Below are 16,303 nucleotides of genomic sequence, written 5' to 3'. Positions count from 1 at the left end.
GCCGATCTATTCGCGAGGTCAGCGCGTGCCTCGCACCAGGGACAGGAAACGGGCCTGCTCCGCCGGATTGTCGCGGAACATTCCGGTGAAGCGGCTGGTGAAGGTGGAGGCGCCGTGCTTGGCGACACCCCGCACCGACATGCAGGTATGCTCGGCCTCGATCAGCACCGCAACGCCGCGGGGCTTGAGGACCTCGTCGATGGCCGCTGCAATCTGCGCCGTCAGGTGCTCCTGGGTCTGGAGTCGGCGGGCGAAGATGTCGGTGAGGCGGGCGAGCTTCGACAGGCCGACGACGCGCTCCACCGGAGTATAGGCGATGTGCGCCTTGCCGTAGAACGGCATCATGTGATGCTCGCATTGCGAGGTGAACTCGATGTCGCGCACCAGGACGAAATCGTCATAGCCGGCGGTCTCGCCGAAAGTGCGGTCGAGCACCTCGGCCGGACATTGGTGATAGCCCTGATACAGCTCGTCGAAGGCCTCGACGACCCGGCGCGGCGTGTCGAGCAAGCCCTCACGCCCGGTGTTCTCGCCGATATAGGCGAGCAGCGTCTTCACCGCCGCTTCTGCTTCAGCGCGCGCCGGGCGTGGCTGGTCGGCGCGGACGGCGGCCGCGAGGAATTCAGCGGGATCAAGCTCGGCCGGACGGCTCTCGAGCTGCCGGTCCGAGGGCTTGCCCGGGCGGATGGATTTGATTGTAGCGTCCATATCGACTCCGTTCGACGGCCTTGACGGCCGGAGTGTCACCGGCAGACGGGACGGGCAAGCCGCCGGACGCCTGAAGAGAACAGTTTTGGGCGCAAAAAGTCTGCAGGCTGCAATGCCGGCCGCGCAGTTCGAAATCGCCGCCGGCGTGCTGCTGGACTGTTTTTCCACCAGTTCCGCCCCTATATAGGACCGTGGACGCCGCCCGCCAAGGCCGATCGGGCGCGGAAGTGCTGGACTCCATCACATGCTGAACGACATCTACAACAAGCGGATCATCGAACTGGCCGGAAATATTCCGCGCCTCGGACGGCTGCCGGACCCCGACGCGTCCGCCACCGCCCACTCCAAGCTGTGCGGCTCGACCGTCAAGGTCGATCTCAAGATGACCGGGGACACCGTCACCGACTTCGCCCATGACGTGAAGGCGTGCGCGCTCGGACAAGCCTCTTCATCCATCATGGCAAGTCGGGTTGTCGGCTCGACTGCGAGCGAACTCCGTGAGTTACGCGAAACCGTTCGCAAGATGCTGAAGGAGAACGGCGCGCCTCCTCAAGGCAAATGGGAGGAGATCAAATTCCTCGAGCCTGTCCGCGACTACAAGGCGCGCCATGCCTCGACGCTGCTGACCTTCGATGCCGTGGTTGACGCCATCGGCCAGATCGAGGCCAAAGCCAAGCAGCCGGCTGCGGCGCAGGGCTGAGCCCTCCTCGTCATTCCGGGGCGATGCGCAGCATCGAACCTGGAATCCAGAGATCGCCGGTCGAGATTCTCAGGTGCGCAATTGCGCACCCTGGTTCGCGCTACCGCGCCCCGGAATGACAACCAGGACGTAAGAGCTTACTTCGAAGGCGCCGCAACTGGCGCAGCCGCGCCGCCCGTCCGCACCACGGCTTCCGCTGTCTTGGTCGACTTGGCCGGCTGCTCGGGTTCCACGCCGAACCTTGCCTGCGTCTTCGGGGCAAGCTCCGCCATCGCCGGCGCGGAAATGTCCACATGCGGCAGCACGTCGGCAACGAGATCAGTCGTCACGAGATTGGTGAGCTTGAGCTCGCCGGCGTCCAGCTCATGCAGATCTTCCCAGGGCGGAACACTGAGCGCGAGCGACAGCAGATCGCCCGCTCCGCCCATGTCGAACGTGTATTTGGCGAGACGGCCGATGTCCCGCTCCACGATCATCAGATCCTGCGCGTTGTAGCTCGCCGCCTTGGCATCATCGGCGCGGTCGCCCATCCAGATCTGGTGGACGCGGACATGGGCAGCTTCTGGCACGTAGCGCTTCTTGCCGGCCAGCAGCAGGAACACGCACATGGATTCGCAATAGGCCTCGGGCGCGACCGCCGGGCGGGCCGACTGCCCGCCGCGCAGGCTTACGCCGACGGTGGTCAGGAGTCCGAGATTGCGGAAGCGTCGGCCAAGGGTGATTGCGTCATTGACGGAACCGCCGCTGGAATCGAGTACTACTGTGGCGCCGCCGAGCTGGCGTCCGCGAGAAAACTCCTCGAAATCCTTCGGGGTATCGGCGGTGATGATGCCGACCGCGCTGACCCAGCCGCGGCAATTCGGCTCGCAGGCGATCCAGTTGAATTTCATCGGCAGCTTGCGCTCTTCCAGCGCAGCGCCGGCACGGGCAGATGATCCGAACGTCGCGACGGCGCCAGCCAGCACGACTCCACAGACGGCGGTTCCCACCAGCAACCAGCCGCGAAGATTAAGGGAGTTCAGAAGTCTCAATCTGGTTCCTTCCCCAAGCCCCTAAGGTCCCTAACAATCCTTGGTAGCGCCCTCTGAGTCCATCATACAGGCGTATGTTCTACACGTGGACGTCACAAAAATGGTATCCGTGGGAATACAGATCGTCCACAGGTACTTGCTGCACTGCTCCCAAAAAGCATACAAAATATGGCGCATAAACAACAGCTTACAGTTCCATGCGCCGGAACCATGCAATACCTCGCTCACCATGACATCATTGTGCACATGAAGCATTCAGCCTGCGGGCATTGTTCCGGTCCGGTTGAGGCGGCGCTGCGGCTCCCTCGCCGCTTCGGCCGGGTGCTGATCTGGCTCTACCGCCACACGCTGTCGCCGCTGGTTGGTTACAATTGCCGGCATCTGCCGACTTGCTCCGTCTATGGCGACGAGGCAATTGAACGGTTCGGGCTGTGGGCCGGCGGCTGGATGACGCTAGCAAGACTGCTGCGCTGCAATCCCTTCGGCACGTCAGGCATCGACAACGTGCCGCTCACCACGCCGCAAGGCGCGCGCTGGTATCTGCCATGGCGCTATGGCCGCTGGCGCGGCGTCAATGCACCCTGAGCTTGCGATGCTTTGCGCGGCGGGAGCCTGAGTGGAACCTTGGACTTTACTTGCGCGTTGTTTTGATGCTCCCCCCGGGAGGAAACAACAATGCGCTGGAAAATCAGCCCTCATTTTCACAAGCTTGGGCCCGCCCCCGGCTCCAGGCGGCACCACGACCCCCGAACCATGGACCTGCTCGCGATCGTCGCCTTGCTGGCGCTCGTGCTCGGCTCCGGTTGGTATCTGGCAACGAGTCTGGCGACGCCGACGAGCACGACGGCGTTCATCGTGCCGGGCCAGAACGTGCACTGGTAATTACCGGAACCAGTAGAAGCGCCCGGGCGGCGGCGGGATCGGCTCCGGCGGTCGCAGTCGTTTCGGACGCGGCGGCTTTGGCATCGGATCGGCCGACGAGGTCGCCTCCCCGCCCGGCGGCGTTTCAGTGCCCGGCACCCTCACCGCCAGCAGCAAATTCGACTCGTGCATCCGCCAGCGGTAGCCGACGCCAAAATCGATCGGCTGGGCCCGTGTGAACAACTCGGCGTAGCGCTCCTGGTAGCGGCCGGGGAATTCGTCGATCGGCCCGAGATAGCGGCCGAACGGGAAGAACCGCCACTGCCGTGCGCCGTAGTTCGCAAGCGGAATGCCGGAATCGTCCTGGATGATGGTGGCGCTGTTGGCGAGCAGCCAGTCGCGGACCACCGCGAAGTCGCTCTTGTGCAGCAGATAGGATGCGCTCTTGAGCAGGCTGTTGCCGGGCCCCAGCGTCTCGCAGAATTTCAGGAATCCGGTGTTGCGCGCGCCGGCGTTGGAGAGGTCGGTCGAGAAGTAATACAGCGTGCGCGCTTCGCCATCGCTGCCGGCGAAGGTAATGCGAACGCCGCGCGTCGCGTTACGTCCCGGATTGTCCTCGCCGAGATGCAGCCCTCCCTTGTCATCGAGCGCGACCATCTCGACGTTGCGGATGGTCTTGCCCGAGCGCGCCAGGAACACATAGAGGATCGGCAAGGTGCCGTTGACCTGGTTGGCATGCAGGTCGACCTTCATCTGCTTGGTGATGAAGAAGGAAAAGCTCAGGATCGAGCCGAGCGAACGCTCGACATTGTAGAGCGCGGCCCCGACCGAACCGTGCGGCAGCCGCGTCAGATCGGGCACAGCGCCGACCGGCTCCAGCGCACCGAGCACGTAGGTGCTGGCTTTGGAATAGAAGGCGTTGGCATAGAGGAAATCGGGGCCGCTGAACATGTAGAACATGGTCGGCCGCGGCGCGGCGAGATTGACGTCGGCCCAATCGCGGATCTTCGAGAGCTGGCGCTGTTCGAGCTGGGTGAAGGCGCCGTCGAAGAATTGGGCATGGCGCTGCCAGCCCGGCTCCTTCGTGAGCGGCAGCAGCGGCGAGTCCGCCGAAGGCTGCATGCCCGCAAGGAAGCGCGCGGTGTCATCGAAAGTGACGTCGGCGGCGCGGGCGGACGAGACGGCCGCAGCCAGCAGGGCAACAGCGACGGCGGCAATTCGGAGAGGTCGAAACATATCTATTCGCGATGGTGTGAATTGCCGGCGGCGACCGGCCGCTTGCGGAAAACGGCGTAAATCAACAGGCCCGAGAGCATGACGAGCATCCCCGAGAGCGACTGCACCGGCCGCTCGGTCAACAGGTAGTACATCATGAACGCGGTCACGAGCAGGAAAACCAGCGGCGTGAAAGGGTATCCCCAGGCGCGATAGGGTCTCGGCAAATCGGGGGCGGTGATGCGCAGCTTAATGACGCCGGCGACCGTGAAGAACGAGCAGAACAGCAGCGCGAACTGGATGAAGTCGAGCACCGCCTCGAAGCTGCGCGTGAACAGCAGCAGGTTGGCGACGGCGAGCTGGAACAGGACGGCATAGGCCGGCGCGCCGCTCGCCGATCGCTTCGAAAACACGCGCAAGGCCGGAATGTCCTCCCCCATCGTCATCATCACGCGCGGGCCGATCCACATCATCGCAGAGATCGAGGAGATCAGGCCGACGCAGATCATCGCACCGACGATGCGGCCGCCGAGACTGCCGAAGATCGCGCTGCCGGCGACACTCGCAACATCGAGCTGGCCGGCGAGCGCACCGACCGGCGTGGAATAGAGGAATACCGCGTTCAGCGCGACATACAGCACGAGCACGATCAGCGTGCCCGTCAGCAGTGCGCGCGGCAGGCTCTGCTGCGGCGTGTTCATCTCGCCGATGATGTAGGTCGCGGCATTCCAGCCCGAGAACGAATACATCACGAAGACGAGCCCGATCGCGAACGGCCCGCTGACGATGTGGGCGAGATCGCCCGGCTGCGGCGTGAAGGCGATCGGTTGCGGCACGCCGATGACGAAGCCGGCGACCAGGAAGGCGACGATCAGCGCGACCTTGATGATGGTCGAGATCAGTTGGAAGGTCGAGGAGTGCCTGACGCCGGTCAGTTGTACGAGCGAGACCAGCCACACCACGGCGATGGCGAGCGGGATCGGCGGCAGATCGGGCACGACCGATTTGGCGTATTCGCCGAACGCCATCGCGGCGAGCGCGACCGGCGCTGCGAAGCCCACCGTCGCCGACACCCAGCCGGCGAGAAAGCCGAAAGCCGGATGATAGGCACGGCCGAGGAAATTGTACTCGCCGCTCGAGCGCGGAAACATCGCCCCGAGCTCGCTATAGGCGAACACCCCGCACAGCGCGACGATGCCGCCGACGGTCCACAACAGCAGGATCGAGAAGCCGGACGGGATGTCCTTGACCTGGAAGCCGAGGCTGGTGAAGACGCCGACCCCGATCATGTCGGCCACGACGATGGCGGTTGCGACCAGGACCGAGACCCCGCTTCCGGCCAGCCTGCCAGTCCAGGGGGCAGTTCCTGCATCTGATGCCGTCATCGGGGTCCTTAACCTCAAGGCGTCCTGCCTCGCGGGCGCATCGTGCAGTTTGGCCCAGTCAATTCAAGCAGGGTTAACAAGGGTTAAATGAGGCAGCGGAAACGGGGTACTTGAGCACCGCTATTGCCGTTACCGATAGAAAAACCTGCGTACGCCCCGGAAAGTCCCGTCCCCCTTCCCCACAATCAGGACACGATTGCGTGGTCCTTTTGAGCGTTCCGGATGTGGGGAAGTTTCTCCGGACGCTTAACGTCGCCTAAACGCCGGTCGGCTCAATTGTCTAGAGATTGCCGATGGACGTGACTTTGGGGTCATGGGTGGATGGTCGGGGCCGTTCCGAAACTGAGAGCTGATGGTCGTGCCGATCGGACACCGTCCGGTCGGCGCGGTCGTGTGCTCCGGGCCGGCCTGATCTCAGCCTTGGTGCCGCTGTCGCTGACGCTGGTTCAATGCGGCAAGGCGCCGAACCCGACCGCGCTTGCGGCGAACTCGCAGGCCAATGTCCAGGGTGTCAATCAGGTCGTTGCGAAGACAAACCAGCAAGTTGCGAGCGGCGACACGTTCGAGGATCGCTTCCCGGCCCCGCAGTTTAAGGAGCGCTTCCCGTCGGCGAGCGAGAGTCTTCTGCAACGGCAGATGTCGGACTTCTCGCCCAAGCGCGCGGTGCAGCAACAGCCGCCGGAGCAAGCGCCCTATAAGGTCGCCTCGCTCGAGCCGCAGGTCCCCTACAAGCGCCCCGCCCGCGAGGATCTGACCACCCTCGTCAGCATGAAGTCGTCGGCCTTCCCCTATTTCGGCAACAACCCCGCCTCCGACGCGCCGTTCCTCAACATTACCAAGGGTGACCGCCGCGGTCATCGCAGCTATTCCGGTCGCGTGTTCTGGCAGGACGAGACCTACAATGACAGCCGCGTGCTGGTGCACGTGCCCGAGCATTTCGACGTGCGCAAGCCCGGCGTGATCGTGGTGTTCTTCCACGGCAACGGCGCAACGCTCGAACGCGACGTGCGCGATCGCCAGCTGGTGCCGAGGCAGATCACCGATTCCGGCGCCAATGCCGTGCTGCTTGCACCGCAAATGGCAGTCGATGCCGCCGATTCCAGTGCCGGCAAGTTCTGGCAGCCGGGCGGCTTCAAGCGCTTCATGGCGGAATCAGCCGACCACCTCGCCCGCGTCACCGGCGATCCCAACAGCGCGCGCGCCTTTGCCAACATGCCGATCGTGATCGTCGGCTATAGCGGCGGCTTCCTGCCGACGGCCTGGAGCCTGGAGGTCGGCGGCATCAGCGACCGCGTCCGCGGCGTCGTGCTGCTCGACGCCGTCTATGGCGAACTGGACAAGTTCGCGTCCTGGATCGAAAGCCACCGCTCCGGCTTCTTCGTCAGCGCCTACACCCGCCACACCGCGCGGCGCGACCGCGAGCTGATGAGCGTGCTCCGCCAGAAGGGCATCAGCGTCGCCGAGGACATGGATGGGCCACTCCGTCCGGGCAGCGTGGCGTTCGTCGAGACCGCCGACGGCATCACCCATCGCGACTATGTCACCCGCGCCTGGACGCGGGATCCGCTCAAGGACGTGCTGGTGAAAATGGCGGCGACGCCCGCACTCGCGCTGACGCGCGTTGCCTCGAGCCGCTAGGCTTGCAGGCTGCTCAGCCGGATCAGCAGCTGAGCCTATGCCGGCACAGCATCAGCTCTTGGGCAGCTTCGGAATGCTCTCGGCAAAACCGTTGAAGCAGGTCAGCCGCTCGTCCTCTTCCTTGAAGAATCGGCAATCGGCGTAGCCCTTGGCCTTCGCCGGCTTCGGCTTCGGGGCCGGCGGTATCACGGCGTCGTAGCAGTTGAGGCGGTCCTTTGTGCCATCGTCGATCTCGAGACAGGCCTGGAGCCGCACGGCGATCGACTGCGGCTTGCCCTTCGGCGCCGCGGCCGGCTTCGCCGCCGCCTCCTTGGTCCCTTTGGGCTTGACCTGCACCAAGGGCTTGTCCCCGACCATCGGTGGCTTGTCGGCTTGCGCGAACGCGGAGGCTGAATAGAGCACCGCGGCAACCGCCAGAATCATCCTCATTTCAGTCAACTCTCTTTGGTCCCCATGACCGGCCTTCTAGCGCTCCCGCGCGCTGTTTGCCAAGCACCTTGCGCACACCAAACGCGGGAGTCAGGCCGTGACGGCGGCCGGATGGGGCCGGGTCAGGACCACCAGGATCAGCGCCAGCACGACGAAACCGACCGCGACGAAGCCGAGCGCATGCAGGAGCTCGCGGGCGAACAATACTCCGCCGATGGCGGAGCCGACCGCCTGGCCGATATAGAGGACGGAGGTGTTGAGCGCGACGGTCGCCGATGCCAGCGACGGCGCGGCGGCGACAAGCCGTACCTGCTGCATCGAATTGGTCGAGGCAAAGCCGAGCCCCCAGATCGCGACCCCGCACGTCATGACAGCAAGCGTACCGGCACCGAGCGCCCAGCCCGTGATCCCTGCCAGCAGCAGGCAGGTGAACAGCAGCGAGGTCCGATAGGGACCGGAGGTGTCGACGATGCGGGTGGCGATGACGACGCCGAGGAAGCCGCAGACACCGTAGAGCGCGAACACCATGCCGATCGCGTCGGGTCCGGCGCCGGTCAGCTTGTTGAGCAGCGGGCCCATGAAGGTGAACACCACGAACTGCCCCGACATTTGCAGCATGGTGATCGCAAGCAGCAGCAGAATTGTCTTGGCGCGGCCAACCTCGGCCCAGGTCTTCAGGTCCACCGGCACGCCCTTCAGTCCTGCCGGTAGCCGCAGCAGCAACAGCAGGAAGCTGAGACAACCGAGCGCGCCGATCTCGCCATAGGCTGCCCGCCAGCCATAGCGGCTGGCGATGAAGGTGATCAGCGGAAGACCGACGGCGGCAGCCAGCGACCAGCCGAGAAAGATATACGCAATGGTGCTGCCGCGCCGCTCGGCCGGCACGATCAACGCCGCCGTGCCCGCGGCCTGCGGTGTATAGAGCGCACCGACCGCGAGCATGACGAGACGGATGACGAGGAGGCTGGTGTAGTCGGGCGCAAAGGCCGAGGCGAGATTGCCGAGAGCGAGCACAGCGAGCGTCGTGGTGAGCAACGTCCGCCGTTCGATGCGGCTGGTGAGCCAGGCCGTCAGCGGCGAGCCGATGCACAGCATCACTGCGCCGAAGGTAATCAGCAGTCCGGCGGCATGAATGCTGATGTCGAGGCCCCTCGCCAGCTCCGGCAGCATGCCTGCGGGTGCCAGCACGGAGCAGCCGGTGACGAGATTGCCAAGCATCAGGGCGGTTGGCGCGAAACGGCCGGCGGCGGGGGAGCTTTCCATGCAAATGCATGTAGCGTGCGCCCGCCAGCCGTTAAAGACCGTTGCGCGAAATAGTTGGTGCAAGGTCCCGGCTTTGCGCGCCGATTTCTTGGAATTGCCGGATTGCGCAGGCCGAATCGCCTGATATATCGCTCGTTCCCGCTTACCTGCGCTCGTTCGCAGGAGTGAGCCTCAGGAGAAAAGCAATGACCGACCAGCCCAAATCCGAGTCCGGCTTCCAGTACAGCCTCTCCAATCTCAAGCCCCTGACCCCCGCCGCCAAAGTCACCCTCACCTTCCCCGACGGCGCCCAGCGCCAGTTCGACCAGGGCATCACCGGCCTCGATATCGCCAAGGGCATCTCGCCGTCGCTGGCCAAGCGCACGGTCGCGATGGCGCTCGACGGCGTGCTCACCGACCTCAACGATCCCATTGACGCCGACGCCAAGATCAAGCTGATCACCCGCGACGAGCCGGAAGCGCTCGAATTGATCCGCCACGATTGCGCGCACGTGCTCGCCGAAGCCGTGCAGACGCTGTGGCCGGGCACCCAGGTCACCATCGGGCCCGTGATCGAGAACGGCTTCTATTACGACTTCTTCCGCAACGAGCCGTTCACGCCGGAAGACTTTGCCGCCATCGAGAAAAAGATGCGTGAGCTCATCGCGCGCGACAAGCCTTTCACCAAGGAAGTCTGGGACCGCGAGAAGACAAAACAGGTGTTCCGCGACAAGGGCGAGGCGTTCAAGGTCGAGCTGGTCGATGCCATTCCCGGCACCGAGCCTATCAAGATCTACTATCAGGGCGACTGGTTCGACCTGTGCCGCGGCCCGCATATGACCTCGACCGGCAAGGTCGGAAATGCCTTCAAATTGATGAAGGTGGCCGGCGCCTATTGGCGGGGCGACAGCAACAATCCGATGCTGACCCGCATCTACGGCACGGCCTTCGCCAAGCAGGAGGACCTCGACGCTTATCTCAAGCAGATCGAGGAAGCGGAAAAGCGCGATCACCGCAAGCTTGGCCGCGAGCTCGACCTCTTCCACTTCCAGGAGGAAGGTCCGGGCGTCGTGTTCTGGCACCCGAAGGGCTGGACCATCTTCCAGCAGCTGATCGCCTATATGCGCCGCCGCCTGACCGGCGATTACAGTGAGGTCAATGCACCGCAGATCCTCGACAAGGTCTTGTGGGAGACCTCGGGCCATTGGGGCTGGTATCGCGAGAACATGTTCGCGGCGCAGTCGGCCGGCGACGAGGCCGAGGACAAGCGCTGGTTTGCGCTGAAGCCGATGAACTGCCCGGGTCACGTTCAGATCTTCAAGCACGGCCTGAAGAGCTACCGCGACCTGCCGCTGCGCCTCGCCGAGTTCGGCGTGGTGCATCGCTACGAGCCGTCCGGCGCCATGCACGGGCTGATGCGGGTGCGCGGCTTCACCCAGGACGATGCGCACATCTTCTGCACCGAGGATCAGCTCGCCGAGGAATGCCTGAAGATCAACGATCTGATCCTGTCGACCTATGCCGATTTCGGCTTCACCGGCGATCTCACCGTGAAGCTGTCGACCCGGCCGGAGAAACGCGTCGGCACGGACGAGATGTGGGATCACGCCGAACGCGTGATGGCGACGGTGCTGCGCGAGATCCAGTCGCAGAGCAACCACATCAAGACCGAGATCAACCCTGGCGAAGGCGCCTTCTACGGGCCGAAGTTCGAATACGTACTGCGCGACGCCATCGGCCGCGACTGGCAATGCGGCACCACGCAGGTCGACTTCAACCTGCCGGAGCGGTTCGGCGCGTTCTACATCGACCATGACGGCGGCAAGAAGCCGCCGGTGATGGTGCACCGTGCGATCTGCGGCTCGATGGAGCGCTATATCGGCATCCTGATCGAGCACTATGCCGGCAACTTCCCGCTCTGGCTGGCTCCGGTGCAGGCGGTGGTCACCACCATCACCTCGGAAGGCGACGAGTACGCCAAGCAAGTGCTGGAACAGGCACGGCGCGCAGGGCTTCGGGTCGAGATCGACCTGCGCAACGAAAAGATCAACTACAAGGTCCGCGAGCACTCGCTGGCCAAGATCCCGGCGCTGCTCGTGGTCGGCAAGAAGGAGGCCGAGACGCATTCGGTCTCGGTCCGCCGGCTCGGCAGCGACGGCCAGAAGGTGATGACGACCGCCGAGGCGATCGCCGCGCTGGTCGACGAGGCCACCCCGCCGGATGTCCGGCGGGCGCGGGAAGCGGTCTGATCCCTGAAATCGATCTAAATTCGCTTCCGGTTGCGGGCGTGCATGCTTAACTCGGTATGGCACGCCCGACGACCAGTTGAAGAGGATATCGCAGTGCCCGACGCCATTGAACTCCTGAAAACCCGCCGCTCGGTCAAGCCGCGCGAGATGACCGGGCCCGGCCCTTCGGCGGCCGAACTCGAGACCATTCTCACCATCGGCGCGCGCGTACCCGATCACGGCAAGCTGGCCCCCTGGCGCTTCATCATCTTCGAGGGCGACGCGCGCCTGCGCGCCGGCGAGGTGATCGCAAAAGTCTTTGCGCGGAAGAATCCCGGCGCGCCGGCCGCCGACGTCGAGACCGAGCGCAAGCGCCTGATGGATGCGCCGCTGGTGATCGGCATCGTCAGCTTCACGCGGCCCCATCCGAAGGTGCCGGCGTTCGAGCAGGAATTGTCGGCGGGCGCCAGCGCCATGAACATCGTCACCGCCGCGACCGCGCTCGGCTACGGCGCCTGCTGGCTGACCGGCTGGTTCTCGTTCGATCGCGACGTGCTCGATGGCCTCGGCCTCAAGCCGGATGAGAAACTCGCCGGCTTCATTCACGTGGGCACGCCGACCAAGCCGAGCGAAGACCGTCCGCGACCGTTCCTTTCGGAAATCGTGACGCGTTTTTGATCGATGTCGTGTTGACGCCTCTGACGTCTTGCGGCTTTGATCCCGCCGAGGGAGGAAGGTCGGATGAAGCGTCGTGATTTTCTGGTCGGGGCCGCGCTGCTCGCCAGCTCGATGGCACGAAGCCGGGCCGCCGACATCCCTGCCCCGTCGCCGGACGGGCTCGACCGCATCACTGCTTTCTTCGACAACGAGGTGGGAAGCGGCCGGCTGCCGGGCGCCGTGATTTTGGTGCAGCAGCACGGCAAGCCGGTCTACCTCAAGACCTTCGGCGTGCGCGACACCCGGACCGGGCTTGCGATGACGCCCGACACGATCTTCGCCATCCATTCCATGACCAAGCCGATCACGTGCCTTGGCGCGATGATGCTGATCGACGAGGGCAAGCTCGCCCTCACCGACCCCGTGTCGAAATACATACCGCTCTTTGCCCGCACCAAGGTCGGCCTCGAGGTCACCGAGCCGGACGGCAAGCTGGAACTCGACCTCGTGCCGCCGGTCCGTCCCGTCAACATCGAGGACCTGCTGCGGCACACTTCGGGCATCAGCTATGACTATATCGGCGGCAAATGGGTCGAGCAGGCCTATCAGGCCGCCGACATCTTCGAAGGGCAATTCAACAACAGGGAATTCGCCGATCGCATTGCCAAGCTGCCTCTGGCGCGGCAGCCGGGAACCCTGTGGCGTTACGGCCATTCCACCGACGTGCTCGGCAGCGTCATCGAGATCATCTCGGGCCAGACGCTGTACCAGTTCCTGAAAGCACGCATCTTCGATCCGCTCGGCATGAACAGCACCAAGTTCGCGCTCGCGACCGAGGATGAACTGGCGCGGATGGCGCGGCCGCTGCCGAACGACTTCATCCTGCTCGCCGGCGAGCGCGAGCGTCTCGACCATCCCGAATGGCAATCCGGCGGCGGCGGCCTGCTCTCGACCATCACCGACTATCAGCGCTTCTCGCAGATGCTGCTCAATGGCGGCTCGTTCGCGGGCCGGCGCTATCTGAGCCCCGCGGCTTTCAAAGCGATGACGACGGATCATATCGGGCCCGGCTCTGGCGTTGGACGCGACTACTTCTATTTTCCCGGTGACGGCTTCGGATATGGCTACGGCCTTGCGGTACGGACCGATCCCGGCAACGCAAAACCGCCGCCGCCGGGCTCGCTCGGCGAATTGAAATGGGACTCAGGGAGCGGCACCTATTTCGGTGTCGATCCCAAGCTCGACATGGCCTACCTCATGATGCAGCAGACCCAGACCGAGCGCGGCCGCATCACGCCCGCCTTCAAGGCGCTGGTCTATGATTGCTACCCTGAGGAGCTACGCCGCCCGTGAGGCGCGCTGGCCGAAATCCGCGAGCAACTTTGCGATCTCCGCCGCGGGCCGCGCGGCGCTGAACAGAAAGCCCTGCACCTCGTTGCAGCCTTCGGCGCGCAGCCAGTCGAGCTGGTCCTCAGTCTCGACGCCCTCCGCAGTCGTGGTGATGTTGAGGCTGCGGCCAAGACCGGAGATCGCACGCACGATCGCGCCACAATCGGGACGCTCTGCCAGATCCTTCACGAACGAGCGGTCGATCTTGATCTTGTCGAACGGGAGGCTCCGCAAATAGCTGAGGCTGGAATAGCCGGTGCCGAAATCGTCCATGGAGATGCCGACGCCGAGCTCGCGCAACTGATGCAGGATGGCGAGATTGGCATCGGTCTCGGCCAGGAAGATCGATTCGGTGATTTCGAGCTCGAGCCGCCTCGGCGACAAACCGGACTGCGCCAGAGCCGAGATCACAACCTGCACCAGGTTACGGCTGCGGAATTGCGCCGGCGACAGATTGACCGCGACCTTGACGTCGGCAGGCCATTTGACGGCCTCGGCGCAGGCTTCGCGCAGCACCCACTCCCCTAACTGGGTGATGAGGCCGATGTCCTCGGCGACGGGAATGAACTCCGCCGGCGAGATCATGCCCTTGTCCGGATGGCGCCAGCGCAGCAGCGACTCGAAGCCGGAGATGCGGTCGGATGCGATCGTCACCAGCGGCTGGTAGTGCAGCTCGAACTCGCCATTGGCGAACGCCCGGCGCAGATCGAGCTCCATGTCGCGGCGCTTCTGCGCCTGCAGGTCCATCTCACGCTCGAAGAAATGGTGCACGCCGCCGCCGTCGGACTTCGCCCGGTACAGCCATGTCGGCATTGCGCATCAGTTCCTCCGGAGTCGTGCCGTCGCCGGGCGACAGCGCGATGCCGATGCTGGCGCCGATCACCATCTCCTGACCGTCGAGATCATAAGGCGCCTTCAGCATGTCGATCAGCAGGCCTGCGCAAGCGCTGGCCTCGTTCGGCGAGACGTCGGCGCCGAGGATTACCGCGAATTCGTCGCCGCCGAGCCGGGCCGCCAGGTTGGTGCCGCGAACCGCATTGGTCAGGCGTTCGGCGACTTCCTTGAGCAGGCGGTCGCCCACGGGATGACCGAAGGAATCGTTGATGTTCTTGAACAGGTCGAGATCGATGTAGAGCACGCCGACGCGCCTGTCCCCGGCCTGATCCAGGGCCTGCTTCAGGCGCTCCCGGAAATATGCGCGGTTCGGCAGGTCGGTGAGCCCGTCATGGTGAGCCATGTGCGCGATGCGCGCCTCGGCCTTGCGCCGCTCGGTGATGTCGACCACCGCGACCAGATAACCGTCGCGGTCGTCGAAGGCGACGCGGCGGCCGAAGGTGAGCACTTCGATCTCGCTGCCGTCGGCGCGCAGGTGCCGCCAGTTGCGCGAGGAATGGTAGGCGTCGCCGACCCGCTCCAGCGCCTCGGCGTGGCTGTCCCACTCGTCCTCCGGCCAGATCTCGTGCAGCTTCATGCGCAGGAAGGTGGCGCGGCTGTAGCCGTAATGCTGGACGGCGGCATCGTTGACGCCAAGGAATTGCTTGGTCTGCGCGTCGAACACCCACATCGGCATCGGGTTGTTGTCGAACAGCAGGCGGAAAGAGGCGTCGCGCCGCTTCAGCGCGGTGACATCGGAGATCGTCAGCGAAACCACGTCGGCGAACGCCGTGGCACTGAGACGGAGGTGCCGGCCCTCGCTCTCGATCTCGAGCTGCTCGCCGCGGCCGCCCGCGACGGCCCTGAGCAGAAAGTCCATGATCTCGCGCAAGGCCAGCAGCGTGGTCCCCTCGCCAATTCGGCGCCACAGCAGGCTTCCGGTCGCGACCTTCAGGAGCACCCCCGCGCTATTGTTGTGATGCACGATCTGGAGATCGAACGGGTTGCCGCCGGCGTCGCGCAAGGTGGCCAGCGAGATCACCGCATCGTCGGTCGAGGCGAAGATCGCGTCCAGCAGATTGTACTGCGCGCCGCGCTCGTTGATATAAGCGCCGACCAGCGTGGCGCCCCAGCGCGAGGCCGTCGGCAGGGCCAGCACGTCGTAGGTCCGCACCATGCCGTCGCGCACGCAATGCGCGCTGGCCTGATGCGGCCTTCCGTTGGCCAGCGCGCTCGTCGCCGCTTCCGACAGCGCAGTGGCGCAATCCGGCGACAATTCGGCGACGGGAATGTCCCAGCGCTCCTCGCCGAGCCATTTCTGCACGTAACGTCCGCTGCGCGACAGTTCGAGCACTCCGTCGTTCTTCAGCAGCGCGATGTGATCGGCGAGCCGTCCAAGACTGCCGAGCATGACGTCCTCGTAGCGCGGCAGCCGCTCGCCCGGCTTCAACGCGGCACGCCATTTGCGCTGGAGCACCGGGATGTCGTCGAACATTTCGGCGGCCGGTTTTCCCGACACTTTCTTGGCAGCATTCATGGCAGTCCCCAACGCACTTTCAGGGCGCATCCAATGCAGGCGCACTTAACGACATGTAAAGAGCGCGCAGGCGCGGGTTCCGTTCGGCGATTATGACAGTTTTAAGTCAGGCGTTGGTTAGTGCGTGTTAGAGACTATGACAGTGGTGCGAAGGCGATGCGCGCGTGTCCCGGACGCGCTGCAACGCCCTTCGCGTTGCTCCGCAGAGTCGAAGCGGGCGCTGCTCCGCGTCCAGGGCACGAGAGCGGAGTTGGACGCGCAGCTGCCTCAACATCGTCATTGCGAGCGCAGCGAAGCAATCCAGAATCCCTCCTCGGAAAGACTCTGGATTGCTTCGCTGCGCTCGCAATGACGGAGCAAGCGGAATCGAATTCGCACTACGGCTGACATCTCGATTGCAGGCACACCTT

At 64.5% G+C, this 16,303-nt stretch carries 13 protein-coding genes and 1 pseudogene; 7 read left to right on the top strand and 7 right to left on the bottom strand.

The window, feature by feature from the left end; all coding sequences use genetic code 11:
• Positions 1-18: 18 nt before the first annotated feature.
• Positions 19-708 (bottom strand): GTP cyclohydrolase I FolE, encoded by a 690-nt coding sequence (gene folE, locus UNPA324_RS06990; protein ID WP_128919516.1) that lies wholly within the window; start codon positions 706-708, stop codon positions 19-21.
• 244 nt (positions 709-952) lie between these two features.
• On the opposite strand from folE, the gene UNPA324_RS06985 reads away from it, so the two are divergent.
• Positions 953-1,408 (top strand): iron-sulfur cluster assembly scaffold protein, encoded by a 456-nt coding sequence (locus tag UNPA324_RS06985; RefSeq protein WP_128919515.1) that lies wholly within the window; start codon positions 953-955, stop codon positions 1,406-1,408.
• Positions 1,409-1,545: 137 nt separating this feature from the next.
• On the opposite strand, the gene UNPA324_RS06980 is transcribed toward UNPA324_RS06985, so the two are convergent.
• A complete protein-coding gene (locus UNPA324_RS06980) occupies positions 1,546-2,439 on the bottom strand; it encodes a COG3904 family protein (protein ID WP_164936267.1) in 894 nt (297 codons plus the stop codon).
• Positions 2,440-2,685: 246 nt separating this feature from the next.
• Between UNPA324_RS06980 and yidD the strand changes: the two genes are divergently transcribed.
• Entirely contained in the window at positions 2,686-3,024 is a 339-nt protein-coding gene (gene yidD / locus UNPA324_RS06975; RefSeq protein ID WP_128919514.1) for a membrane protein insertion efficiency factor YidD, read from the top strand.
• A 90-nt stretch (positions 3,025-3,114) separates the two neighbouring features.
• Entirely contained in the window at positions 3,115-3,321 is a 207-nt protein-coding gene (locus UNPA324_RS06970; RefSeq protein ID WP_128919513.1) for a hypothetical protein, read from the top strand.
• Here UNPA324_RS06970 and UNPA324_RS06965 read toward each other — a convergent pair whose 3' ends face one another.
• Positions 3,322-4,536, bottom strand: a complete 1,215-nt coding sequence (locus UNPA324_RS06965) for a hypothetical protein (RefSeq protein WP_128919512.1) — start codon at positions 4,534-4,536, stop codon at positions 3,322-3,324.
• A 2-nt stretch (positions 4,537-4,538) separates the two neighbouring features.
• Complete coding sequence (locus UNPA324_RS06960; RefSeq protein WP_128919511.1) at positions 4,539-5,900, bottom strand: APC family permease; 1,362 nt, start codon at positions 5,898-5,900, stop codon at positions 4,539-4,541.
• Between the two features lie 321 nt (positions 5,901-6,221).
• Between UNPA324_RS06960 and UNPA324_RS06955 the strand changes: the two genes are divergently transcribed.
• A complete protein-coding gene (locus UNPA324_RS06955) occupies positions 6,222-7,538 on the top strand; it encodes an alpha/beta hydrolase (protein WP_128919510.1) in 1,317 nt (438 codons plus the stop codon).
• A 51-nt stretch (positions 7,539-7,589) separates the two neighbouring features.
• On the opposite strand, the gene UNPA324_RS06950 is transcribed toward UNPA324_RS06955, so the two are convergent.
• Complete coding sequence (locus UNPA324_RS06950) at positions 7,590-7,967, bottom strand: hypothetical protein (RefSeq protein ID WP_128919509.1); 378 nt, start codon at positions 7,965-7,967, stop codon at positions 7,590-7,592.
• Between the two features lie 90 nt (positions 7,968-8,057).
• A complete protein-coding gene (locus UNPA324_RS06945; RefSeq protein WP_128919508.1) occupies positions 8,058-9,230 on the bottom strand; it encodes an MFS transporter in 1,173 nt (390 codons plus the stop codon).
• Positions 9,231-9,415: 185 nt separating this feature from the next.
• On the opposite strand from UNPA324_RS06945, the gene thrS reads away from it, so the two are divergent.
• The 3 genes from thrS (at position 9,416) to UNPA324_RS06930 (ending at position 13,447) form a co-directional block, all read left to right on the top strand.
• Complete coding sequence (gene thrS, locus UNPA324_RS06940; RefSeq protein WP_164936266.1) at positions 9,416-11,458, top strand: threonine--tRNA ligase; 2,043 nt, start codon at positions 9,416-9,418, stop codon at positions 11,456-11,458.
• Positions 11,459-11,551: 93 nt separating this feature from the next.
• Positions 11,552-12,115, top strand: coding sequence for a nitroreductase family protein (locus tag UNPA324_RS06935; protein WP_181769320.1), 564 nt, complete (start codon positions 11,552-11,554; stop codon positions 12,113-12,115).
• Between the two features lie 63 nt (positions 12,116-12,178).
• Positions 12,179-13,447, top strand: a complete 1,269-nt coding sequence (locus UNPA324_RS06930) for a serine hydrolase domain-containing protein (RefSeq protein ID WP_128919506.1) — start codon at positions 12,179-12,181, stop codon at positions 13,445-13,447.
• On the opposite strand, the pseudogene UNPA324_RS06925 reads toward UNPA324_RS06930, so the two are convergent.
• A pseudogene (locus UNPA324_RS06925) lies at positions 13,433-15,893 on the bottom strand (putative bifunctional diguanylate cyclase/phosphodiesterase). The gene UNPA324_RS06930 and the pseudogene UNPA324_RS06925 sit on opposite strands and share 15 nt — an antisense overlap.
• Between the last annotated feature and the right edge of the window lie 410 nt (positions 15,894-16,303).

Source organism: Bradyrhizobium sp. UNPA324, assembly GCF_006658635.1.
Taxonomy (GTDB): domain Bacteria; phylum Pseudomonadota; class Alphaproteobacteria; order Rhizobiales; family Xanthobacteraceae; genus Bradyrhizobium; species Bradyrhizobium nanningense.
Note: the sequence above shows the minus strand (reverse complement) of the source record. Positions and strands in the feature narration are given on the sequence as shown.

Excerpts from the sequence above, each read along its gene's own strand:
- folE (WP_128919516.1), bottom strand. The coding sequence starts at position 708 with ATGGACGCTACAATCAAATCCATCCGCCCGGGCAAGCCCTCGGACCGG.
- UNPA324_RS06985 (WP_128919515.1), top strand. The coding sequence starts at position 953 with ATGCTGAACGACATCTACAACAAGCGGATCATCGAACTGGCCGGAAAT.
- yidD (WP_128919514.1), top strand. The coding sequence starts at position 2,686 with ATGAAGCATTCAGCCTGCGGGCATTGTTCCGGTCCGGTTGAGGCGGCG.
- UNPA324_RS06970 (WP_128919513.1), top strand. The coding sequence starts at position 3,115 with ATGCGCTGGAAAATCAGCCCTCATTTTCACAAGCTTGGGCCCGCCCCC.
- UNPA324_RS06965 (WP_128919512.1), bottom strand. The coding sequence starts at position 4,536 with ATGTTTCGACCTCTCCGAATTGCCGCCGTCGCTGTTGCCCTGCTGGCT.
- UNPA324_RS06960 (WP_128919511.1), bottom strand. The coding sequence starts at position 5,900 with ATGACGGCATCAGATGCAGGAACTGCCCCCTGGACTGGCAGGCTGGCC.
- UNPA324_RS06955 (WP_128919510.1), top strand. The coding sequence starts at position 6,222 with ATGGTCGGGGCCGTTCCGAAACTGAGAGCTGATGGTCGTGCCGATCGG.
- UNPA324_RS06950 (WP_128919509.1), bottom strand. The coding sequence starts at position 7,967 with ATGAGGATGATTCTGGCGGTTGCCGCGGTGCTCTATTCAGCCTCCGCG.
- UNPA324_RS06945 (WP_128919508.1), bottom strand. The coding sequence starts at position 9,230 with ATGGAAAGCTCCCCCGCCGCCGGCCGTTTCGCGCCAACCGCCCTGATG.
- thrS (WP_164936266.1), top strand. The coding sequence starts at position 9,416 with ATGACCGACCAGCCCAAATCCGAGTCCGGCTTCCAGTACAGCCTCTCC.
- UNPA324_RS06930 (WP_128919506.1), top strand. The coding sequence starts at position 12,179 with ATGAAGCGTCGTGATTTTCTGGTCGGGGCCGCGCTGCTCGCCAGCTCG.